Annotated in this window: 21 protein-coding genes and 1 tRNA gene; 20 read left to right on the forward strand and 2 right to left on the reverse strand. The window is 63.9% G+C overall.

All coding sequences use genetic code 11. The annotated features are described in order from the left end of the window. Positions 1 to 8 precede the first annotated feature (8 nt). Together H3H37_RS11990 and H3H37_RS11995 are read left to right on the forward strand one after the other, a co-directional pair. Positions 9 to 719: a response regulator gene (locus H3H37_RS11990; protein WP_182162706.1), complete on the forward strand. Its 711-nt coding sequence runs from the start codon at positions 9 to 11 to the stop codon at positions 717 to 719. 93 nt (positions 720 to 812) lie between these two features. Further along, on the forward strand, positions 813 to 2300 hold the full coding sequence (locus H3H37_RS11995; protein ID WP_229218793.1) for an ATP-binding protein: 1488 nt from the start codon (positions 813 to 815) through the stop codon (positions 2298 to 2300). A gap of 687 nt (positions 2301 to 2987) precedes the next feature. Here the strand turns inward: H3H37_RS11995 and H3H37_RS12000 are convergent. Together H3H37_RS12000 and H3H37_RS12005 are read right to left on the reverse strand one after the other, a co-directional pair. Next, positions 2988 to 3641: a hypothetical protein gene (locus H3H37_RS12000; RefSeq protein WP_182162710.1), complete on the reverse strand. Its 654-nt coding sequence runs from the start codon at positions 3639 to 3641 to the stop codon at positions 2988 to 2990. A 29-nt stretch (positions 3642 to 3670) separates the two neighbouring features. Then, positions 3671 to 6442, reverse strand: coding sequence for a vWA domain-containing protein (locus H3H37_RS12005; protein WP_229218794.1), 2772 nt, complete (start codon positions 6440 to 6442; stop codon positions 3671 to 3673). Between the two features lie 333 nt (positions 6443 to 6775). On the opposite strand from H3H37_RS12005, the gene H3H37_RS12010 reads away from it, so the two are divergent. The 18 genes from H3H37_RS12010 (at position 6776) to nuoL (ending at position 22650) form a co-directional block, all read left to right on the forward strand. Beyond that, positions 6776 to 7540: a GIN domain-containing protein gene (locus tag H3H37_RS12010; protein ID WP_182162712.1), complete on the forward strand. Its 765-nt coding sequence runs from the start codon at positions 6776 to 6778 to the stop codon at positions 7538 to 7540. A gap of 49 nt (positions 7541 to 7589) precedes the next feature. Beyond that, positions 7590 to 8198, forward strand: a complete 609-nt coding sequence (locus H3H37_RS12015) for a tetratricopeptide repeat protein (RefSeq protein WP_182162714.1) — start codon at positions 7590 to 7592, stop codon at positions 8196 to 8198. Positions 8199 to 8287: 89 nt separating this feature from the next. Then, positions 8288 to 9268 (forward strand): NAD(P)H-quinone oxidoreductase, encoded by a 981-nt coding sequence (locus H3H37_RS12020; RefSeq protein ID WP_182162716.1) that lies wholly within the window; start codon positions 8288 to 8290, stop codon positions 9266 to 9268. A gap of 129 nt (positions 9269 to 9397) precedes the next feature. Beyond that, positions 9398 to 10144, forward strand: coding sequence for a triose-phosphate isomerase (gene tpiA, locus H3H37_RS12025; RefSeq protein ID WP_182162718.1), 747 nt, complete (start codon positions 9398 to 9400; stop codon positions 10142 to 10144). Between the two features lie 56 nt (positions 10145 to 10200). Further along, positions 10201 to 10623, forward strand: coding sequence for a preprotein translocase subunit SecG (gene secG, locus H3H37_RS12030; protein ID WP_182162720.1), 423 nt, complete (start codon positions 10201 to 10203; stop codon positions 10621 to 10623). A 177-nt stretch (positions 10624 to 10800) separates the two neighbouring features. Continuing rightward, positions 10801 to 10885: transfer RNA gene (locus H3H37_RS12035), tRNA-Leu, on the forward strand. Between the two features lie 171 nt (positions 10886 to 11056). Further along, positions 11057 to 11416: an NADH-quinone oxidoreductase subunit A gene (locus tag H3H37_RS12040; RefSeq protein ID WP_182162722.1), complete on the forward strand. Its 360-nt coding sequence runs from the start codon at positions 11057 to 11059 to the stop codon at positions 11414 to 11416. 3 nt (positions 11417 to 11419) lie between these two features. Further along, positions 11420 to 11896: a NuoB/complex I 20 kDa subunit family protein gene (locus H3H37_RS12045; protein WP_008450353.1), complete on the forward strand. Its 477-nt coding sequence runs from the start codon at positions 11420 to 11422 to the stop codon at positions 11894 to 11896. A 15-nt stretch (positions 11897 to 11911) separates the two neighbouring features. Further along, positions 11912 to 12505, forward strand: a complete 594-nt coding sequence (locus H3H37_RS12050; RefSeq protein ID WP_182162723.1) for an NADH-quinone oxidoreductase subunit C — start codon at positions 11912 to 11914, stop codon at positions 12503 to 12505. After that, the gene (locus H3H37_RS12055; protein ID WP_182162725.1) at positions 12505 to 13758 is read left to right on the forward strand and encodes an NADH-quinone oxidoreductase subunit D; all 1254 of its coding nucleotides are present in this window, start codon (positions 12505 to 12507) and stop codon (positions 13756 to 13758) included. The genes H3H37_RS12050 and H3H37_RS12055 overlap by 1 nt, the downstream gene beginning before the upstream one ends. A gap of 28 nt (positions 13759 to 13786) precedes the next feature. Continuing rightward, positions 13787 to 14266, forward strand: coding sequence for an NADH-quinone oxidoreductase subunit NuoE (gene nuoE / locus H3H37_RS12060; protein WP_182155786.1), 480 nt, complete (start codon positions 13787 to 13789; stop codon positions 14264 to 14266). Further along, positions 14263 to 15558 carry an NADH-quinone oxidoreductase subunit NuoF gene (nuoF, locus tag H3H37_RS12065; RefSeq protein WP_182162727.1) on the forward strand — a complete coding sequence of 432 codons (1296 nt, stop codon included), beginning with the start codon at positions 14263 to 14265 and terminating at the stop codon, positions 15556 to 15558. Before nuoE ends, nuoF begins: the two co-directional genes overlap by 4 nt. A 22-nt stretch (positions 15559 to 15580) precedes the next feature. Next, positions 15581 to 17908 carry an NADH-quinone oxidoreductase subunit NuoG gene (gene nuoG / locus H3H37_RS12070; RefSeq protein WP_182162729.1) on the forward strand — a complete coding sequence of 776 codons (2328 nt, stop codon included), beginning with the start codon at positions 15581 to 15583 and terminating at the stop codon, positions 17906 to 17908. Continuing rightward, positions 17908 to 18993, forward strand: a complete 1086-nt coding sequence (nuoH, locus tag H3H37_RS12075) for an NADH-quinone oxidoreductase subunit NuoH (protein WP_182162731.1) — start codon at positions 17908 to 17910, stop codon at positions 18991 to 18993. The genes nuoG and nuoH overlap by 1 nt, the downstream gene beginning before the upstream one ends. 11 nt (positions 18994 to 19004) lie before the next feature. Then, positions 19005 to 19493, forward strand: coding sequence for an NADH-quinone oxidoreductase subunit NuoI (gene nuoI / locus H3H37_RS12080; RefSeq protein WP_182162733.1), 489 nt, complete (start codon positions 19005 to 19007; stop codon positions 19491 to 19493). Between the two features lie 87 nt (positions 19494 to 19580). After that, positions 19581 to 20213, forward strand: a complete 633-nt coding sequence (locus tag H3H37_RS12085; protein WP_182162735.1) for an NADH-quinone oxidoreductase subunit J — start codon at positions 19581 to 19583, stop codon at positions 20211 to 20213. Then, the gene (nuoK, locus tag H3H37_RS12090) at positions 20210 to 20518 is read left to right on the forward strand and encodes an NADH-quinone oxidoreductase subunit NuoK (RefSeq protein ID WP_090314441.1); all 309 of its coding nucleotides are present in this window, start codon (positions 20210 to 20212) and stop codon (positions 20516 to 20518) included. Before H3H37_RS12085 ends, nuoK begins: the two co-directional genes overlap by 4 nt. Before the next feature lie 35 nt (positions 20519 to 20553). Beyond that, entirely contained in the window at positions 20554 to 22650 is a 2097-nt protein-coding gene (nuoL, locus tag H3H37_RS12095) for an NADH-quinone oxidoreductase subunit L (protein WP_182162737.1), read from the forward strand. Position 22651 lies beyond the last annotated feature (1 nt).

A 22651-nucleotide genomic window follows, 5' to 3' on the forward strand; every position in this document is an offset into this window, starting at 1 on the left:
GCAACACCATGCGTAAGATACTGATAGTCGACGACGACCAAAAGACCCGCACCCTGCTCAAGACCTACCTGGAGAAGAACCAGTATGACGTGGGCCTGGCCCACAACGGCGAAACCTTCACGGCCGAGTTCAACCGCTACGCCGACGAATTGTCGCTGGTGATCCTGGATGTGATGCTGCCCGACACGGACGGCTTCGCCCTGTGCAAGATGGTGCGGCGCCGCTCCAACGTGCCCATCATCATGCTCACGGCCAGCTCGGACGAGACGGACCGCGTGGTGGGGCTGGAACTGGGCGCCGACGATTACATCTCCAAGCCCTACAGCCCGCGTGAACTGCTGGCGCGCATCAAGGCCATCCACCGCCGCACCGGCATGGACAACGTGGCCGCGCCGCGCTTCTACCGCTTCGTCGGCTATACGCTCGATACGGTCGAACGCACCGTCACTGGCCCCAACGGCGAGCACGTGCCGCTGACGGGACTGGACTTCCAGCTGCTCAAGTATTTCGTCGAACACGCGGGCGACATCCTGGACCGCAACGTGTTGTGCGAGGAAACCCGTGGCCGCGACGCCGGCCCCATGGACCGTTTCCTGGACGTGCAGATCAGCCGCCTGCGCCTGCGGCTGAACGACGCCGGCCGCCAGCCGCTGCTGATCAAGACAGTGCGCGGCGCCGGTTATGTGTTCTCCGCCGATGTCACCGCCAGCAATGTCTAAGAAGTCACTTCAACAAGCCCATGGCGTCGTTATGGCGCCTTGCCGTGCACGCGCACTGTCTTCGTCGCCATGCCTAGCCATGGCCGTGTTGAAATGACTTCGCGGTTGCGTCCGGGTCGCTGGCTGGCGCGCATCCTGCCGCCGTCGCTGCTGGGCCGGCTGGTGGTGGTGATGGTGGCCGGCGTGCTGCTCACGCAACTGGCCGGCAACTGGTTGTGGGCCACCCAGCGCCACGCGGAAGCGGAAGTGGAGGTGCGCACGGCCACCCAGCATCTGGCCCACAGCGCGTCCAAGGTGGTGCGCTTCTTCCTGAGTCTGCCGGCCAATTACCGTCCGCTCATCATCCAGCAGTTTCGCGAAATGGGCGGCACGCGCTTTCTTGTCAACGTCAACCGGGCCCCGGTGGAGATCGCTGGCATTGGTGAGCAGGCGCTGGCCGAGGTGGCCAAGGCCCAGGTGCGCACTACGCTCAAGGAAGACGTGCCCAACCTGAGCAAGCTGCGCATCGATTTCGCCTGGCCCGACCATCTGCCCGTCAGCGACGACGGCACCACGCTCAACGACATGCCCGAAGGCTGGGTGCAGAACGTCGTGCTGACTAAGCCGGCCCCGGCGCCCATTTTGCTGATCCAGGCCGAGATGGGGCCGGGCAACTGGCTGTACCTGGCCACGCTGATGCCCAATCCCTACTTCCTCGACAGCGGCAACCCGCTCACGCGCGACCGCGTGCTGTTGCAGGCGCTGTCGCTGGGCGCCGTGCTGCTGCTGTGCATTCTCGTGGTGCGCTGGACCACGCGGCCGCTGGCCGCCTTGTCGGAAGCGGCCACCGCCTTTGGCAACGGCGAGCGTATGCCGGAACTGCCGGAGACGGGCAGCCGCGAATTCGTCAACACGGTGCGCGCGTTCAGCGCCATGCGGGAACGCATCAACCGCTATATCGCCGACCGCGAGCGGCTGTTCGTCTCCATATCGCACGACTTGCGCACGCCCATCATGCGCCTGAAGCTGCGCACGGAGCTGCTTGACGATGAGCAGTTGCGCGACGAATTCCACGAAGACCTGGACGAGCTGGAGATGATGGTCAAGGGCGCGCTGCAGACTGTCAAAGATAGCGACATCCACGAGAACCCGACCGAAATCCGGCTCGACGCCTTGCTCGGCCGCATGGTGCGCGATGCGCGCCTGGCCGGCCATCAAGTCTCGTTCACGGCCTCGGGGCTGAGCGTGGCGGCCAAACCGCTGGCGCTCAAGCGCGCCATCGGCAACCTGCTCAACAACGCCCTGCATTACGGCAAGCAGGTGGAACTGGCGGTGGAGCCGCGCGGCACCAACATCGCCATCGTGATCCGCGACCATGGACCCGGTGTGCCGCCCGAGGCGCTCGACAGCCTGGCCGAGCCGTACGTGCGGCTCGACCATGGCCGCGAGCAGAACAGCAGCGGCATGGGGCTGGGGCTGGGCATCGCGCGCGGCATCGTGCAAGCGCACGGCGGCGAACTGCTGCTCGACAACCACCCCGAAGGCGGCTTCCGCGCCACCATCGTGCTGCCCGGCGCAGCTTTCACACCGCTCGACAACTGAAACCGGGGTCAGGTCATGCCACCACGTAAGATGCGCAATTTCATGACCTGACCCCGGTTTCCCGCTTTTTTGTATTGTGTTCGGGCGCATCGCCGTCATATCGGGAGCATGGTTCGACGGAGGCGGCATATGCGTTTGATCGGAGCGAGGAAGGGCGGTTGGTTGCCATTGCTGCTGGCGCTGGGAGGCGCGTGGTTGCTGCTGGTCTTGCCGCTGCGGGTCGGGTGCGCGGAACCGGAGGCGGTCGTCGTGGCGCAAGCGCCGGCGCAGGTCCAGCAACTGGTACTGCGTACCCTGCAGCAGCTGGCGCCTGGCGGCGAAGCCCGTCGCCGCTACCATCTGGCGCTGCCGTTTGGCGCGCCGCTGTTCCCGCCCGATGCGGACCTGGCCCTGTCGCCCACGCCGGATCTGGCGCGCTGGCTGCAACTGCCCGCCGACGCGCGCCGGCACGACGTGCTGATCGTGCCGGACGCCGACTACTACTGGGATGCCGGCGGCGCGCCATTCTCCTGCCAGTTCATTGTGCATCTGCAAGCGCAGGGCGCGGGGCGGACCCGGCTTACGGTGCTGCAAGTGCAGCCCACCGAGCGGCATGGCAAGAAGCTCGACTTGCTGGGCCGCACCGGCCCCGGATTTTATCTCGACATCCGTCCGGCCGCGCCGGCACCGAAGGCCAGCGCCGACCTGCTAGCGCTGCTGGCCGCAGCGCTGGCGCATCCACTGCCTGCGCCCCCGGCTTTGCCGGCTTCTGCACCATCCCAGGCGTCCCCAGCAAGCCCGGCGTTGCCACCATCCCCGGCTGCCCATTAAGCCCAGCCCTGTCGCCAGCAACAGCGCCGTGGCCGGCACCGGCAACGCGGGCGCGGTGGGGATTTGCACGCCGAACGGCGCCGTCACCGCCGTGGCTGCCTGGATCAGGCTGCCCCCGGCCAGCGGGTCGCCATCCCACCACTCGCCCGACAGGGTGAACACGCCGCTGTCGCTCTGGCCCGGCGTGGCGAACGTGAACACCTGGAGCCCGAACAGGCCCGCGAGGGTGGCCGCGTCGAACGCGCGCGATGCGCTCGCGCCCGGCGCCAGGATGGGAAAGTCGAAATAGCTGGCGTCCGGCAAGCCGATGCTGAACGACGAGGCGCTCAGCGCCGTGGGCACGAACCAGTCCACCGTGTCGGTGTTGCCGATATCGTAGCCCCAGCCTGTCAGTTGTCCCGGCTGGCCGGTGATGCTGCCGCCCGATGGTGTGGCGCTGAAGGTGAACGTGAATGGCGTGGCGCGGGCGGCCGGCGCCAGCAGCACGCCGGCCAGCAAGCCGGCCAGCACGCAAGTGGAAAGACGTTTCATGACAAATCTCCTTGCTTGAGGGGGGGAGGTCACTTCTGCATCACGGCCTGGGCCGCTGCGTAGGCGTAGGACACGCCCGCGATGTCGGACACGGTGCCGGTCTCGCCCACGCTGAAGCGCTGCACGCCGGCCGGCGTGTTGAACGTGAGCCGCACGGTGAAGAAACTGCCCACGTCGACGTTGGGGGTGACGAAGGGCAGCGCGGGCGACAAGGCCGTGTTAAGCGTGACCGTGCCGGTGCCGCTGAGTGTGCGCAAGGCCAGCGCGGCCAGCGTCATGTTCTGCGCGGTGCCGGCGCCGGTGTTGGTGAAGCGCAGGTCGATGCCGGTCACGCCGGGCGCCACCGTTTCCTGGCCGATGATTTCAGCGATGAAATTGGGTTTGCCCAATACCTGCGCCGCGCCCGTCACGAAGCTGGTCAGCGTGGCGCTGTTGTGCACCAGGGGATCGGTGGTGCTTTGGACGGCGGCCGTCAGGTTGTCGGCGCTGCCGATGCGGGCGCTGGCGGGCGGTGTCAATTGCACCGTCACGTTGCCCGTCTCGCCCGTGCCCAGCGTCAGGCTGGCGGGACTGATGTTGCCGACGTAGTGCTGGTCGTCGGTGGCGGCGAAGCTGAAGGTGGCGGGCGCGCCGTCGTTGCGCACCTGGTAGGTCAGCGTGGTCGTCATGCCGGGGCGCAAATCTTGCGGCGCCGGCGGCTTGAGCGAGATGGTCTGCGGCGTCACCGTCAGGCTCACCAGGCGCTGGAACGGATAACCGGCGCTGTCGGTGCCGGTGGCGTAGGCCAGGAACGGACCGTTGGGCACGGTGATGGGGCCGAAGTACAGGCCGCCGTCGGTGGCGTCCTGCTCCAGCGCCAGCGGGGCGATCAGGCTGTAGTCCTTGCGTCGCAACTGGAATTGGGGCGCGCTGCTCAATTCCTTCAAGGCCGCCAGTGCGTACAGCGACTGGCCCGGCCCCGGTTCGCCGTCGATGGCCAGCAAGCCCTGGTGCGGCGGCTGGGCGCCGAAGCGGGCCAGCTTGAACGAGCTGAACGCGAGGCCGGCGATGCCGCTCACGTTCACGTACATCAGGCTGGACGTATCGCCCACGGTCAGCTGCCACGGCCCCGGCATCGGATGGTCGATCGAGATGATGGCGCCGCTGCTCAGGTTGAGGAAGGCGGTGGCCGTGCTGGCGTCGATCACCACGCCGTCCGGGCGCACCAGGTGCACGAACGGCGGCAAGCCTTGCACAGCCGTGCTGACGGACACGGTGAGCCGCGTCAGGCTGGCGTCGACCGGCACGGCGTAGGTCTTGTGCACGGGGAACTGGTCCTGCACGGACAGGATCTGCACCGCGTTGTTGCGGGCTACCAGATCGGCCAGCTGGGTCACGGTGCCGGCTTCGCCGCGGAACAGGAAGAACACCTGGCCGCCCGTTTCGGACGCCGCCTGGAGGAAGCCGGGCGTGATCGGCGAGCAGCGGCCGAACAGCAGTGGGTAGATCTTGATGTCCTTGCTCTTGGCCAGGCCGATCACGGCGCTGGCCAGCGCGCCATCCTTGGCCGCCGCGTCCGTGTACATGAACAGGTCGCCGCCGGGATCGGCCAGCGACAGGCCGTTGTAGATGCCGGTCATGGCCAGTTCAGGACAATCGCCGCCGCCGGACGCGTCCAGCGCGGAGATGGCGGCCTTGAACGCGGTGGCGTCGTTGGTGGCCAGGTTGGGGCCGGTGTCCGGATCGTTGAACGGGGCCAGCACATATTGCAGCGGCTCCTCGTCCGTGCCCAGGCGGGCGTTGACGATGCTGGTGGCCGAATTGCGCACGCCGGCGATGATGTCGCCCATGCTGCCGGTGGTGTCGATGGCGAACGCCAGCGTAGGGCCGGCGCCTAGCAGCGCCTTGAGCTGGGCCGGCGTGATCTCGGCCTTGATGTCTTCCACGAACTGCTGGGTGGCGGCGATGGCGGCGCCGGCGGCCGTGTTGTGGAAGGTGCTGTGGGGCGAGATGTCGCAGTACAGCGTGTCCTTGTTGATGCCTTCGCGGAAGTAGCCGAGCAGGTCGCTCGATTTGGAACTCTTGTCGAGCGGGCCGCCGTGGCTGCACTTGAAGTTGCCCGGCTTGACGCGGTCCTCGCCGCCGTAATAGCCGCTGGTGAGCAGGGAGCCGACCAGGTTGGACGAATTGGCGCAGGTCAGGCCGGTGTCCGTGAAGCCGGAGCAGGTGGTCACGCCGGGGCCGGCGAAGGCGAGCGGGGTGGGGCGGCCCACGTCCGGGTTGGCGCCGCCGTTGCCCATCTCCACCCAGTTGCTGTGCGAGTAGAAGTCCTGGATGGTGTGCAGGGCGCCGCCGAGGTTGTCGCGCGCGCCGGTGGCGTTGATGGGATCGCTGCGCAGCGCGTCCAGCACGTTCTGCTTGAGCGTGGCCAGCCGCAGTTGCGCGCCGGGAGCATTTTCGCCATCGAAGTGCTTGGCCGAGCTGGTCTGGTCCTCGTCCACCTTGGCGTCGGCCTCGATGATGCGGTCGAGCGCCTTTTGCATGGACGTGGTCAGTTTGGGCACGGCGAAATAGCGCTTGTCGAGTTCCTCGATGCCGCGCTGGGTGATGTCCTGGTGGGTCAGGCTGCCCGCCGATTTGGACGTGATGAAACAGACGAAGCCATTCTTTGGACAGAATGCCTGGCTGGGGCCGCTGGCCGCCAGGGCCAGCACGGCCAGCAGTGGCGCCAGCCAGCGCCGGCCAGGCAGGCAAGGACGGCCGGTGCGGAGGCCGATGGTGGTGCCGGTGATGCGGCGGCGATACGAATGATCGGTGGACATACCAACTCCTTTCCAAAGCATGCAGCAGGTTGCAACGCGGGCCGGGCGGCCCCGGATGGGGGCACGCATAAGCCGTGCCGAGCGCGGCCGTGCCCATGGCTATGCCCGTGGTTGCGCAGGGATGGCGCCCGGATGGCGGCGGGGCAGGCCCACCACTGTCAGGAATTCCGACAGCGGCGCGGAGGACCGATTTCGGCACTCTGTGCCGCGTTTTGTGCAGTTCATCGCAATCTGTCGCGCCCGGTCACGGGCTCTGCTACATTGGGCGACGATCCGCATCCACGACCGGTAATCCCGAGAGGCAAGCCGAGGAAATCCGAGGAAATCATTCAAATGAAAAAACTGCTCCCTTTCAGCCTGCTGCTGGCTGTCTTCTGTACGCTGTGCAACCGCGCCCAGGCCGCCGACGACTACGTCACCGAGTCGCGCACCATCGACGGACGCGTGGAGCGGGTGCTGCTTGACGGCGTGCTCGACCTCAAGGTCACCCGCGGCGCGCAGCCGTCGCTCACCATCGTGGCCGACAAGCGCACCATGGCGAAGATCACAGCCGCGCAAACGGGCGACACCTTGCACCTGGACACGGAAAGCCATGGCGTCAAGGTGAACCGCTCGGGCGCGCGGGCCGAGCTGGTGTTGCCGGCCCTGCGCCAGGTGGTGTCGGAAGGCGTGGGCACGACGGAGGTCAACGGCTTCATGGGCGACGAGCTGGAGTTGACGCTGGACGGGGCCGGCTCCATGAAGGTGGCGGGCGACTACAAGAAGGTGAAGGCCAACCTGGGCGGCGTGGGCAGCATGCATTTGTGGGTCAGCGAGAACGAGCTGGTCGAGCTCGACATGCATGGCGCCGGCTACATCACGCTGGGCGGGCGCAGCAAGCTGTTGCGCGCCTCGCTGGGCGGGCTGGGCGGCCTGAATGCGCAGCAATTCCAGGCCGACGCGGTGGACGTGGACCTGAGCGGACTGGGCAACGCCACCGTCACCGCCCGCAACGACGTCACGCTCAACCTGAGCGGCCTCGGTTCCGTCACCGTGTATGGCAAGCCGGCCAACCGCCACGTGAGCGTGGACGGCCTGGGCAAGGTCAGCTGGAAATAAGGCGGGCGCCGCGATGATGAACAGTCAGACTTACACCTACAAACGCAACATGAAAAAAATACTTTTTGCGCTCTGTTTGCTGTTGGCCATGCAACAGGCCGCGTACGCCGGCTTCGCCGAAGGCGCGATGGCCTACAACAGCAAGAACTACGCGCTCGCCTACCGCGAAATCGTGCCGCTGGCCAAGGCCGGCAATGCCGACGCCGAGCACCTGCTGGGCCTGATGTACTACATGGGCCGCGGCGTGCCGCAGGACTACAAACAGGCGCTCGAATGGCACCGCAAGGCGGCGCTGCAGGGCAAGGCCGACGCGCAGTACGTGGTGGGCGCCATGTACTACACGGGCAACGCCGTGATCCAGGACCACAAGCAGGCGATCGTCTGGTTCCGCAAGGCGGCCGAGCAGGGCCATGCGGAGGCGCAGCAGGTGCTGGGGCTGATGTACCGCTACCACATCGGCGGCATGCCGCAGGACAACGTGATCGCCTACATGCTGTGGAACCTGGCGGCGGCCGGCGGTTCCGCCAACGCCGCCGAGCAGCGCGCTGCCGTGCTGCGCAGCATGACCCAGGAGCAGATCGAGGAAGGGCAGGCCTTGTCGGCCGCATGGAAGCCGAACACGCCGCTGCCGCGCCAGTCGCGCACGGGCGGCGGCTGAGCGGGAGAGGGGGAGGGCGGGCGGCAACGGCCTGCGCGCAACGCCGCCCTGAAGTACAATCTTCGCTTGCCAATCACGAGGGAAGCGATATGCGTGCGATCGAGATCACCAAGCCGGGCCCGGCCGATGTACTGAAACTGTGCGAACGTCCGATGCCGGCCGTTAAGGCGGGCGAAGTGCTGATCAAGGTGCATGCGGCCGGCATCAACCGGCCCGACGTGTTCCAGCGCCTGGGCAGCTACGCGCCGCCGCCGGGCGCGTCCGACCTGCCGGGCCTGGAGGTGGCCGGCGAGATCGTCGACGGCGACATGTCCGGCAGCGATTTCACGCGCGGCGACATGGTGTGTGCGCTGGTGCAGGGCGGCGGTTACGCTGAGTACTGCGTGGCGCCCGTGCAGCAATGCCTGCCCGTGCCGCGCGGCTTGTCGGCGCTGGAGGCCGCGTCGCTGCCGGAAAATTATTTCACCGTATGGAGCAATGTGTTCGACCGCACCCACCTGCGCGGCGGCGAGACCTTGCTGGTGCAGGGCGGCACCTCCGGCATCGGCGTGACGGCGATCCAGCTGGCCGCCGCCATGGGCCACCGCGTGTTTGCCACGGCCGGCAGCGACGACAAGGCGCGCGCCTGCGAGCAACTGGGCGCCGAACGCGGCATCAATTACAAGACCGAGGATTTCGCTGCGCTGGCCAAGTCGCTCACCAACGACCGCGGCGTGGACGTGATCCTCGACATGGTGGGCGGCGACTACCTGCCGCGCGAAATCGCCTGCCTGGCCGACGATGGCCGCATTTCCCTGATCGCGCTGCTGGGCGGCGCCAAGGCCACGGTGGACCTGGGCCAGGTGTTGCGCCGTCGCCTGACCATCACCGGTTCCACGCTGCGGCCCCGCTCCGTCGCCTTCAAGGCGGCGATCGCGGCCCAGCTCAAGCAGCGCGTGTGGCCGATGTTTGAAGCGGGCAAGATCAAGCCCGTGATCTACGAAGTGTTCCCGCTGGAGCAGGCGGCCGAAGCCCACGCGCTGATGGAGCGCAGCACCCACGTGGGCAAAATCATGTTGCAGGTGATTTGATACGGTTTGGGCGGGAATGCTGCGAATTTGTATCAATTTATCAATTTTTGGCTTGCGGCGCATGCCGCTGGTTTGACCGGCCTTCCGGCCGCACGTTAGAATAACGGGTTAATAAAAAATTAGGCTACTATGCGACGCAAACTCGTCATCGGTAATTGGAAAATGAACGGCAGCCGTGCCGGCAATGCGGAGTTGTTGGCCGGTATCGCCGCTGGTTTGACCGCCTCCGGCGCAGCTTGCGCGGTCTGCGCCCCCGCGCCTTACCTGGCCCAGTGCCAGGCGGCCCTGCAGGGCTCGGCCATCGCCTGGGGTGCACAGGACGTGTCGGCCCATGCGGCCGGCGCCTATACGGGCGAAGTATCGGCCGCCATGCTGGCCGATTTCGCTTGCCGCTATGTGCTGGTCGGCCACTCGGAACGCCGCGCCTACCATCACGAAAGCAGCGAACTGGTGGCGAAGAAGGCCGTGGCCGCGCTGGCCGCCGGTTTGACGCCGGTGGTATGCGTCGGGGAAACGCTGGCCGAGCGCGAAGCGGGCCAGACCAACGCGGTTGTGCGCGAGCAATTGGGCGCCGTGCTGGAAGCCATCAGTGCCGGCGATGTGGCGAAGATCGTGGTCGCCTACGAGCCGGTGTGGGCAATCGGCACCGGCAAGACGGCCACGCCGCAAATGGCGCAGGACGTGCACCAGGTGCTGCGTGCCCAACTGGCGGAAAAGGATGGCCAGGCGGCAGCTGGCGTGCACATCCTGTACGGCGGCAGCATGAAGCCGGACAACGCCAAGGAATTGCTGTCCATGCCCGACATCGATGGCGGCCTGATTGGCGGTGCGGCATTGAAGGCGGCTGATTTCCTGGCCATCATCCACGCGCACTGAGCGCGTGGCGGGGCAGGGTAGTGCTTGAAACTTATTTAATCTGAGAACGAAACAACATGAACACTTTGTACAATCTGATCGTTGTAGTGCAAGTCCTGTCGGCGCTGGCCATCATCGGCCTGGTGCTGATGCAGCATGGTAAGGGCGCCGACATGGGCGCCGCCTTCGGTTCCGGCGCCTCGGGCAGCCTGTTCGGCGCCTCCGGTTCGTCGAACTTTATGTCCAAGTCGACCGCCGTGGCCGCAATCCTGTTCTTCAGCGCCACGCTGGGCCTGTCGTTCCTGCAAACGCATAGCGGCACCGGCGTCAGCGGCGGCGTGATGGACAAGGTGGTGGCACCTGCACCTGCACCAGCACCAGCACCGGCCGCGCCGGCTGGCGGCGCAGCGGCCATCCCGGCAACGACGGCGCCTGCTGCCGCCGCGCCTGCAGCACCGGCCCCGGTCGCACCTGCTCCCGCCGCCTCGATTCCGAAGTAAGCAAATAGTCAGTCTTTTGTAATACAGTAAACGTCTTGCCTATTGTTTTGGCAGTGAAAGCTGTCAAAACAATCCAAAGTGAGATTCAGTAAAGATTTATCGTTTTTCTTCCTTGTTTTAGTGCAATTCGCATTAACAAAGTGCGCAAAACACAGTAGAATAGCGGCCTTAATGAATGCCGACGTGGTGAAATTGGTAGACACGCTATCTTGAGGGGGTAGTGGCGCAAGCTGTACGAGTTCGAGTCTCGTCGTCGGCACCAAAAATTAGAGGCCAGCAAAGGTAGTACCTAAGCTGGCTTTTTTACGAGGATGTGTCGTTCGATCCTGGTCTAAGCTGTTGATTTGGGTCGGACGTTAAGATCACTGCAACGCAATACCGCAACACTGCAGTGTGTCCTTCAACCGATCGTTCAACATCAAGCTTATCAATCGTGAACCTCGAAAATTACTTCCCCGTCCTGTTGTTCATCCTCGTCGGTCTCGGCGTTGGTATCCTGCCCCAAGTCCTGGGTCACCTGCTCGGGCCCAACAAGCCTGACTTTGCAAAACTCTCCCCCTATGAATGCGGTTTCGAAGCTTTCGAAGACGCGCGCATGAAATTCGACGTCCGGTACTACCTGGTCGCGATCCTCTTTATTTTGTTCGATCTGGAAACGGCATTCTTCTTCCCGTGGGGCGTCTCCATGCGCGAACTGGGCTGGGCCGGCTTCGTGACGATGATGGTGTTCATCGCCGAATTCGTGGTCGGTTTTTGGTATATCTGGAAGAAAGGTGCCCTTGATTGGGAATAAGCCATGGCTATTGAAGGCGTATTAAACGAAGGTTTTATCACCACCTCGGCCGACAAGCTGATCAACTGGGCGCGTACGGGTTCGATGTTCCCGATGACGTTCGGTCTGGCCTGCTGCGCGGTTGAGATGATGCACGTGGGCGCGGCCCGTTACGACATGGACCGCTTCGGCGTCGTGTTCCGTCCCTCGCCACGCCAGTCCGACGTGATGATCGTGGCCGGCACCCTGTGCAACAAGATGGCCCCCGCGCTGCGCAAGGTCTACGACCAGATGCCAGAACCGCGCTGGGTGATCTCGATGGGTTCCTGCGCCAACGGCGGCGGCTACTACCACTACTCCTACTCCGTGGTGCGCGGTTGCGACCGCATCGTTCCGGTCGACGTCTACGTGCCGGGCTGCCCGCCGACGGCCGAGGCTCTGCTGTACGGCATCATGCAGCTGCAAAACAAGATCAAGCGCACCAATACGATCGCACGCTAACGGGGCGCATCAACTATGACTACACATTTGGAAACACTGCAAAACGCCCTCGGCTCCGCCCTGGGCGATCGCGTTAGCACCACCGTGGCGCTGGGCGAGATCACCCTGGTGGTCAAGGCCGCCGATTACTTCGGCGTGATGCAGACGCTGCGCGACGACAAGGCGCTGGGCTTCGACCAGCTGATCGACCTGTGCGGCGTCGACTACCTCAACTACGGCGAAGGCGCCTGGGATGGCCAGCGTTTCGCCGTCGTCGTGCACCTGCTGTCCGTGAAGAACAACTGGCGCGTGCGCGTGCGCGTGTTCGCCGCCGACGACGACATGCCGCTGCTGCCTTCCGTGACCAGCCTGTGGCGCACCGCCAACTGGTACGAGCGCGAAGCGTTCGACGTGATGGGCATCCTGTTCGACGGCCACAACGACCTGCGCCGCATCCTGACCGACTACGGCTTCATCGGCCATCCGTTCCGCAAGGACTTCCCGGTGTCGGGCTATGTCGAGATGCGTTACGACCCGGAACAGAAGCGTGTGATCTACCAGCCTGTGACGATCGAGCCGCGTGAAAATGTACCGCGCGTGATCCGCGAAGAAAATTACGGGACGAAATAATGGCCGAAATTAAAAACTACACCCTGAACTTTGGTCCGCAACACCCGGCCGCGCACGGCGTGCTGCGCCTGGTGCTGGAGCTGGACGGTGAAGTGATCCAGCGCGCCGACCCGCACATCGGCCTGCTGCACCGCGGCACCGAGAAGCTGGCCGAGCAGAAGACCTACCTGCAGTCCGTGCCTTACATGGACCGTCTCGACTACGTGTCGATGATGTGCAACGAGCACGCCTACGTGATGGCGATCGAGAAGCTGCTGGGCGTGGAAGTGCCGCTGCGCGCGCAATACATCCGCGTCATGTTCGACGAGATCACCCGTCTGCTGAACCACCTGCTGTGGCTGGGCGCGCACGCGCTCGACGTGGGCGCCATGGGCCCCTTCCTGTACGCGTTCCGCGACCGTGAAGACCTGATGGACTGCTACGAAGCCGTGTCCGGCGCCCGCATGCACGCGGCCTACTACCGTCCGGGCGGCGTCTACCGCGACCTGCCGGACGCCATGCCGCAGCACCAGAAGTCGATCATCCGCAGCGACAAGAAGATCGCCGCGCTGAACGAGAACCGCCAGGGTTCGCTGCTCGACTTCATCGAGGACTTCACGCGCCGCTTCCCGACCTATGTGGACGAGTACGAGACGCTGCTGACCGACAACCGGATCTGGAAACAGCGTACCGTGGGCATCGGCGTGGTCAAGCCCGAAGATGCGCTGGCCATGGGCTTCACCGGCGCCATGCTGCGCGGCTCGGGCATCGCCTGGGACTTGCGCAAGCACCAGCCGTACGAAGTGTACGACCTGATGGACTTCGACGTGCCGGTCGGCACCAACGGCGACTGCTACGACCGTTACCTGGTCCGTATCGAAGAGATGCGCCAGTCCAACCGCATCATGAAGCAGTGCGTGGAATGGCTGCGCAACAATCCGGGTCCCGTCATGTCGAGCAACCGCAAGGTGGCGCCACCATCGCGCGTCGACATGAAGACCAACATGGAGTCGCTGATCCACCATTTCAAGCTGTTCACGGAAGGTTTCCACGTGCCGCCGGGCGAAGCGTACAGCGCCGTCGAGCACCCGAAGGGCGAGTTCGGCATCTACCTGCTGTCGGACGGCGCCAACAAGCCGTACCGCATGAAGATCCGCGCACCGGGCTATGCCCACCTGCAATCGCTGGACGAAATGGCGCGCGGCCACATGATCGCCGACGCCGTGACCATCATTGGTACCCAGGATATCGTTTTCGGCGAAATCGACCGCTAAGCGAAAAGACAGTCCGAAAGGCAAAAGTATGTTGTTATCAGAGCAGTGCTACAAAAAAATCGACCGCGAGCTGGCCAAGTACCCGGAAGACCAGCGCCAGTCGGCCGTGATGGCCTCGCTGGCCCACGCCCAGGTTGAGCTGGGCTGGATCTCGCCCGAAGTGATGCAGGAACTGGCGGACTACATCCGTATGCCGGCCATCGCCGTGCAGGAAGTGGCCACTTTCTACAATATGTACAACCTCAAGCCGGTCGGCAAGCACAAGATCACCGTGTGCACCAACCTGCCATGCGCCCTGTCGGGCGGTGAGCGCGCGGCCCACCATCTGAAGGAAAAGCTGGGCATCGACTACCGCGACACGACGGCCGACGGCGAATTCACGCTGATGGAAGGCGAGTGCATGGGCGCCTGCGGCGACGCGCCGGTGCTGCTGGTGAACAACCACCGCATGTGCAGCTTCATGTCCAACGACAAGATCGACGCCCTGGTCGAGGAACTCAAGAAATGACGTCACTCCATAACCGACACATCGACCCGGTCATCCTGGCCGGCCTGGATGGCCAGAACTGGCATCTGGAAGACTACGTCAAGCGCGGCGGCTACAGCGCGCTGCGCCGCATCCTGCAAGAAAAGATCGCCCCCGAGCAGATCATCGCTGACCTGAAAGCGTCCTCGCTGCGCGGCCGCGGCGGCGCCGGCTTCCCCACGGGCCTGAAGTGGAGCTTCATGCCACGCCAGTTCCCGGGCCAGAAATACCTGGTCTGCAACACGGACGAAGGCGAGCCAGGTACGTTCAAGGACCGCGACATCATCCGCTACAACCCCCATGCGCTGATCGAAGGCATGGCCATCGGCGCCTACGCCATGGGCATCACCGTGGGCTACAACTACATCCACGGCGAGATCTTCCAGGAATACCTGCGCTTTGAAGAGGCGCTGGAAGAGGCGCGCGCCGCCGGCTTCCTGGGCGACAAGATCATGGGCAGCGAGTTCAGCTTCCAGCTGCACGCGCACCACGGCTACGGCGCCTATATCTGCGGCGAAGAAACGGCGCTGCTCGAATCGCTGGAAGGCAAGAAGGGCCAGCCGCGCTTCAAGCCGCCTTTCCCCGCGTCGTTCGGCCTGTACGGCAAGCCGACCACCATCAACAACACGGAAACCTTCGCGGCCGTCCCGTTCATCCTGAACATGGGCCCGGAGAAGTACCTGGGCATGGGCAAGCCGAACAACGGCGGCTCGAAGATCTTCTCGATCTCGGGCGACGTGAACATGCCGGGCAACTACGAGGTGCCGCTGGGCACCCCGTTCGCCAAGCTGCTGGAACTGGCTGGCGGCATGCGCGGTGGCAAGAAGATCAAGGCTGTCATCCCCGGGGGTTCGTCCGCTCCGGTGATCCGCGGCGAGATCATGATGGACACCGACCTCGATTACGATTCGATCGCCAAGGCCGGCTCCATGCTCGGTTCGGGCGCCGTGATCGTGATGGATGAAACGCGCTGCATGGTCAAGGCGCTGGAACGCCTGTCCTACTTCTACTTTGAAGAGTCGTGCGGCCAATGCACCCCTTGCCGCGAAGGCACGGGCTGGATGTACCGCATGGTGCATCGTATCGAACATGGCCAGGGCCGCGCGTCGGACCTGGATATGCTGAACTCGATCGCCGACAACATCCAGGGCCGCACCATCTGCGCGCTGGGCGATGCGGCGGCGATGCCGGTGCGGGCTTTCGTCAAACAGTTCCGCGAAGAATTTGAATATCACGTCGAGCACAAGCATTGCTTAGTGCCCGCTTACATCTAAGCTGCGTCAGGTAACGATCACCATGGTTGAAATCGAAATAGACGGCAAAAAAGTCGAAGTCCCTGCTGGTAGCATGGTGATGGACGCCGCCAACAAACTGGGAACCTACATTCCGCACTTCTGCTATCACAAGAAATTGTCGATCGCAGCGAACTGCCGCATGTGCCTGGTCGAAGTGGAGAAGGCCCCCAAGCCTTTGCCCGCTTGCGCCACGCCCGTGTCGGCCGGCATGATCGTGCGCTCCGCGTCCGACAAGGCCGTGCAGGCACAGCGGTCCGTGATGGAATTCCTGCTGATTAACCACCCGCTGGACTGCCCGATCTGCGATCAGGGCGGCGAATGCCAGCTGCAAGACCTGGCCGTCGGTTACGGCAAGGGCGAGTCGCGCTACGAGGAAGAGAAACGCGTGGTGGCGCCCAAGGATGGCGGCCCGCTGGTCTCCATGCAGGAAATGTCGCGCTGCATCCAGTGCACCCGCTGTGTGCGCTTTGGCCAGGAAGTGGCCGGCGTGATGGAGCTGGGCATGATCGGCCGCGGCGAACACTCGGAAATCACGGCCTTCGTCGGCCAGACCGTCACCTCCGAAATGTCGGGCAACATGATCGACCTGTGCCCGGTCGGCGCGCTGACGTCGAAACCGTTCCGTTACAGCGCCCGTAGCTGGGAACTGTCGCGCCGCAAATCGGTCAGCCCGCACGACGGCCTGGGCGCCAACCTGATCGTTCAGGTCAAGCAGGGCAAGGTCAAGCGCGTGCTGCCGCTGGAAAACGAAGCCATCAACGAGTGCTGGATTTCCGACAAGGACCGCTTCTCGTACGAAGGCCTGGACGCCGCCGACCGCCTGACCGCCCCCATGCTCAAGCAGGGCGGCGAATGGAAGGAAGTGGACTGGCAGACGGCGCTCGAATACGTGGCGCACGGCCTGAAGAACATCAAGCATGAACACGGCGCCAACGCGCTGGCCGCACTGGCCACGCCGCACTCGACGCTGGAAGAACTGCACCTGCTGCAAAAGCTGACCCGCGCCATGGGCTCGGACAGCGTGGACACGCGCCTGCGCCACAGCGACTTCTCGCTGGCCGCCGACGTCAAGCCATGGCTGGGCATGTCGATCGCCGATTTCGCGCAGCTGAACCGCGCCTTCGTGATCGGCTCGTTCCTGCGCAAGGATCACCCGCTGCTGGCCACCCGCCTGCGCACGGCAGTGAAGGGCGGCGCCAAGCTGTCCATCCTGCATGCCGCCGACGACGACCAGCTGATCACCATCGCCAACAAGATGATCGCCGCGCCGTCCGACTGGCTGGCCGCGCTGTCGCAAGTTGTCGCTGCCGTGGCCAAGGCCAAGGACATCGCTGCACCAGCCGGCTTCGAGGCCGTGACCGTGTCTGACACGGCCGCCGCCATCGCCGCCAGCCTGCTGTCCGGTGACAACAAGGCTGTGCTGCTCGGTAACGCCGCCGTACAACATCCGCAAGCGGCCGCGCTGCACGCTGCCGCGCAATGGATCGCTGAACAGACGGGCGCCAAGCTGGGCGTGCTGACCGAAGCGGCCAACACCGTGGGCGCCTACATCGCCAACGCCAACAGCGGCACCGCCCCTGTGTTCAGCACGCCGAAACAGGCTTACGTGCTGCTCAACGTGGAGCCGCAACTGGACGCCGTCAACCCACAGCAAGCCGCCGACGCGCTCAAGCGCGCCGACATGGTGGTCGTGATGTCGGCCTACAAGCACGGCATGGACTACGCCGACGTGCTGCTGCCGGTGTCGCCGTTCAGCGAAACCTCGGGCACCTTCGTCAACTGCGAAGGCCGCGCACAGAGCTTCAACGGCACCGTCAAGCCGCTGGGCGACACCCGTCCGGCCTGGAAAGTGCTGCGCGTGCTCGGCAACGTGCTGGGCCTGTCCGGCTTCGACTACGAGACCTCGGAAGCGGTCCGCGACGAAGTGCTGGGCGCCGGTGTGACCGACGTGTCGGCCCGCCTGAACAACGCCGCCAAGGCCGCGCCAGTCGCCGCCGCGTTCGGTGCCGGTAATGCTCCTGAGCGCGTGACCGACGTGCCGATCTACTTCGCCGACGCCATCGTGCGCCGCGCCGAGTCGCTGCAAAAAACGGCCGACGCCGCCGCGCCGAAAGCGCACCTGTCCAGCGCACTGGCCCAGCAGCTGGGCGTGGTGGCCGGCGACAAGGTCAAAGTCAGCCAGGGTTCCGGCAGCGCCATCCTGGTGGCCGCCGTCGACGCCGGCCTGCCTGCCAACGCCGTGCGCGTGGCCGCCGCTCACCCGACGACCGCCGCCCTGGGCAGCATGTTCGGTTCCATCACAGTTGAAAAAGCAGGAGAGGGGAAATAATGGCTCTGCCTGAATTCGTCACCGCCATTAACAACGCCGGCGCCACCAGCGTGCTGGCGCCAATCTGGCCCCTGGTGTGGGCCATGATCAAGATCGTCGTCGTGCTGATGCCTCTGATGGGTCTGGTTGCTTACCTGACCCTGTGGGAGCGTAAGTTCATCGGCTGGATCCAGATCCGCGTCGGTCCGAACCGCGTTGGTCCGGCCGGCCTGCTGCAGCCGATCGCCGACGCGCTCAAGCTGTTGTTCAAGGAAATCATCACGCCGACCAAGGCCAACCCCGGCCTGTTCGTGCTGGGCCCCATCATGACCATCATGCCGGCACTGGCATGCTGGTCGGTGGTGCCGTTCGGTCCCGAAGCCGTGCTGGCCAACGTCAACGCCGGCCTGCTGCTGCTGATGGCGATCACTTCGATGGAAGTGTACGGCATCATCATCGCCGGCTGGTCGTCGAACTCGAAGTACTCGTTCATGGGCGCCATGCGCGCCTCGGCCCAGATGATCTCCTACGAGATCCCGATGGGCTTCGTGCTGGTGGTGGTGCTGATGGTGTCCGGTTCGCTGAACTTCATCGACATCGTCGGTGGCCAGCAAAAAGGCTACTTCGTCGAGCAGGGCGTCAACTTCCTGTCGTGGAACTGGCTGCCGCTGCTGCCGCTGTTCGTGGTCTACCTGACCTCGGGCCTGGCTGAAGCCAACCGCCACCCGTTCGACGTGGTCGAGGGTGAATCGGAAATCGTGGCCGGCCACATGGTTGAATACTCGGGTATGGCCTACGCCATGTTCATGCTGGCCGAGTACGCCAACATGATCCTGATCGGCACGCTGGCGTCCATCATGTTCCTGGGCGGCTGGTCCGCACCGTTTAAGTTCCTGGAATTCTGGGGCGGTTTCGGTGGTTTCTTCTGGTTGTTCGCTAAGGTGTTCTGCATCGTTTCCCTGTTCATCTGGGTACGCGGCACGTTCCCGCGCTACCGCTATGACCAGATCATGCGTCTGGGCTGGAAAGTATTTATCCCGTTGACCCTGGTTTGGCTGGTCCTCGTCGCAGGCTGGATGCAGACATCCTGGAATATCTGGAAGTAAGGAAGAGAACAATGGAACGTATCAAGGACTTCTTCGGCAGCTTCATGCTGACCGAACTGATCAAAGGGATGGCGCTGACGGGCAAGTACATGTTCTCGCGCAAGATCACCATCCAGTACCCGGAAGAGAAGACGCCGATGTCGCCGCGCTTCCGCGGCCTGCACGCGCTGCGCCGTTATCCGAACGGCGAAGAGCGTTGCATCGCCTGCAAACTGTGCGAAGCGGTGTGCCCGGCGATGGCCATTTCGATCGAATCGGAGCAGCGCGAAGACGGTACGCGCCGCACCACGCGTTATGACATCGACCTGACCAAGTGCATCTTCTGCGGCTTCTGCGAAGAATCGTGCCCGGTCGACTCGATCGTCGAGACGCACGTACTGGAATACCACGGCGAAAAACGCGGCGATCTGTACTACACGAAAGAGATGCTGCTGGCCGTTGGCGATCGTTACGAAGAGCAGATCGCCGCGGCACGCGCGGCCGACGCTCCTTACCGCTAATCGCCGCCGTCCTGCCCAATCCGCTCCGGTGGAGCAGGGCAGGGCGTGATCTGCCGATCAATAAACTGTACGTCTCTTGGGTTAGTTATGGAATTTAAAACTGCTTTGTTCTACGTGTTCTCGGCCATCATGATATTGGCCGCGACCCGCGTTATCACGGCCCGCAATCCGGTCCACGCCGCACTGTTCCTGGTGCTGTCGTTCTTCTCGGCCGCCGCCATCTGGCTGCTGCTGAAAGCCGAGTTCCTCGCCATCGTGCTGGTGCTCGTGTACGTGGGCGCCGTCATGGTGCTGTTCCTGTTCGTCGTGATGATGTTGGACATCAACATGGACAAGATGCGCGAAGGCTTCTGGGGCTACTTGCCGCTGGCCAGCTTCATCGGCGTCGTGATCGTGCTGGAAATGGCCGCCGTACTGTGGCGCAATTTCCTGTCGTTCGAGGCGCAGGGCCCGGCCAACGCCGGCAACATCGGCGGCACCAAGGAACTGGGCCTGCTGATCTACACCAAATACATCTACGCGTTCGAGATCGCCGCCGCCGTGCTGCTGCTGGCCATCGTCGCCGCCGTGGCCCTGACGCTGCGCAAGCGCAAGGACACCAAGTACTTCGACCCGGCTGACGCAGTGCGCGTCAAGCGTAACGACCGTCTGCGCATCGTCAAGGTGGCAGCCGTGTCCAACCGCGAACAGGCCGGTGCAGCAAACAAGGAGGCACCATGACTTTATCGCTCGCTCACTACCTCGTTCTTGGCGCGATTCTGTTCGCGATCTCGATCGTGGGTATTTTCCTGAACCGGAAGAACATCATCATCCTGCTGATGGCCATCGAACTGATGCTGCTGGCGGTGAACATGAACTTCATCGCGTTCTCGCATTACCTGGGCGACGCGGCCGGGCAAATCTTTGTGTTCTTCATCCTGACCGTGGCCGCCGCTGAATCGGCGATCGGCCTCGCGATCCTGGTGGTGATGTTCCGTAATCTGGACACCATCAATGTGGAAGACCTGGATAGCCTCAAAGGCTAAGTTTCAACCTCGAATAATAACGATTAAGGTTCATCATGGCGGGGCAAACTCTAAACCCTAACCTCCTTCTTGCCGTACCCCTGGCGCCGCTGGCCGGCGCCGCGATCGCGGGCTTGTTCGGAACCCGATTCTTCGGGAACATGGTCGGCCGCAAGACGTCGCATACCGCGACGATTCTTGGCGTGCTGATTGCATTCATTCTGTCGGCGATGACGCTGTCAGACGTCATCGGCGGCGCCGGTTACAACGGCACCGTCTACAACTGGATGACGGTGGCCGGCCTGAAGCTCGAAGTGGGCTTCCAGATCGACGCGCTGTCGGCGATGATGATGTGCGTGGTGACGTTTGTCTCGTTGATGGTGCACATCTACACGATCGGCTACATGGCTGAAGATGAAGGCTACAACCGCTTCTTCGCCTACATCTCGCTGTTCACCTTCTCGATGCTGATGCTGGTGATGGCCAACAACTTCCTGCAGCTGTTCTTCGGCTGGGAAGCGGTGGGTCTGGTCTCGTATCTGCTGATCGGTTTCTGGTACACCCGTCCGACGGCCATCGTGGCCAACATGAAGGCCTTCCTGGTCAACCGCGTGGGCGACTTCGGCTTCATCCTCGGCATCGGCCTGCTGCTGGCCTACGCCGGCACCATGAACTACCAGGAAGTGTTCGCCAAGCGTGAAGCGCTGGCGGCCCTGACCCTGCCGGGCACGGACTGGATGCTGCTGACCGTGGCCTGCATTTGCCTGTTCATCGGCGCCATGGGTAAATCGGCCCAGTTCCCGCTGCACGTGTGGCTGCCCGACTCGATGGAAGGCCCGACCCCGATCTCCGCACTGATCCACGCCGCCACCATGGTGACGGCCGGTATCTTCATGGTGACCCGCATGTCGCCGCTGTTCGAACTGTCGGAAACGGCGCTGTCGTTCGTGTTGGTGATCGGCTCGATCACGGCCCTGTTCATGGGCTTCCTGGGCATCATCCAGAACGACATCAAGCGCGTGGTCGCTTACTCGACCCTGTCGCAGCTGGGCTACATGACCGTGGCCCTCGGTTCCTCGGCCTACTCGATCGCCGTGTTCCACCTGATGACCCACGCCTTCTTCAAGGCACTGCTGTTCCTGGGCGCCGGTTCCGTCATCATCGGCATGCACCACGACCAGGACATCCGCAACATGGGCGGCCTGCGTAAATACATGCCGATCACCTGGATCACTTCGCTGCTCGGCTCGCTGGCCCTGATCGGCACGCCGTTCTTCTCCGGTTTCTATTCCAAGGATTCGATCATCGAAGCCGTGGCGGAAACCCACATCGCCGGCGCCGGCTTCGCCAACTTCGCCGTGCTGGCTGGCGTGTTCGTGACCGCGTTCTACTCGTTCCGCATGTACTTCCTCGTGTTCCACGGCGAAGAGCGTTTCGGCAAGGCCCACGGCCATGACCACCACCACGCGCCGGCTGCCGCCGCGCATGACGACCATGCCGCCCACGATTCGGACGCGCACCACGAAGAGGAAGAGGACGCACACGGCCACCACGGCCTGGGCCCTGGCGAGAAGCCGCACGAGTCGCCATTCGTGGTCTGGTTCCCGCTGGTGATGCTGGCCATCCCATCGGTCATCATCGGCTACCTGACCATCGGTCCTATGCTGTTCGGCAAGTTCTTCAACGGCGTCGTGTTCGTCGGCGAGAACCACCACGCGATGGAAAAACTGGGCGAGGAATTCCACGGTCCGGTCGCCATGGCGATGCATGCGTTCACCTCGCTGCCGCTGGCGCTGGCCCTGGCTGGTGTGGCTTCGGCTTACTACTGCTACATGATCAACCCGCGCGTGCCGGCCTGGTTCTACGACAAGTTCCGCGCCATCCACACGCTGCTGGACAACAAGTACTACATGGACAAGTTCAACGAGACCGTGTTCGCCGGCGGCGCTCGCCTGCTGGGCAATGGCCTGTGGAACGTGGGCGACCGCACGCTGATCGACGGCCTCGTCGTGAACGGCAGCGCCAAGGTTGTGGAGTGGTTCTCGTCGCTGACCCGTCTGGCGCAGACCGGTTATATCTACCACTACGCGTTCATCATGATCCTCGGCATTCTGGGGTTCCTGGTCTACTTCCTGCCGTTTTGGCACGCTTAAT

This window comes from Rugamonas brunnea, assembly GCF_014042345.1.
GTDB classification, from domain to species: Bacteria; Pseudomonadota; Gammaproteobacteria; order Burkholderiales; family Burkholderiaceae_D; genus Rugamonas; species Rugamonas brunnea.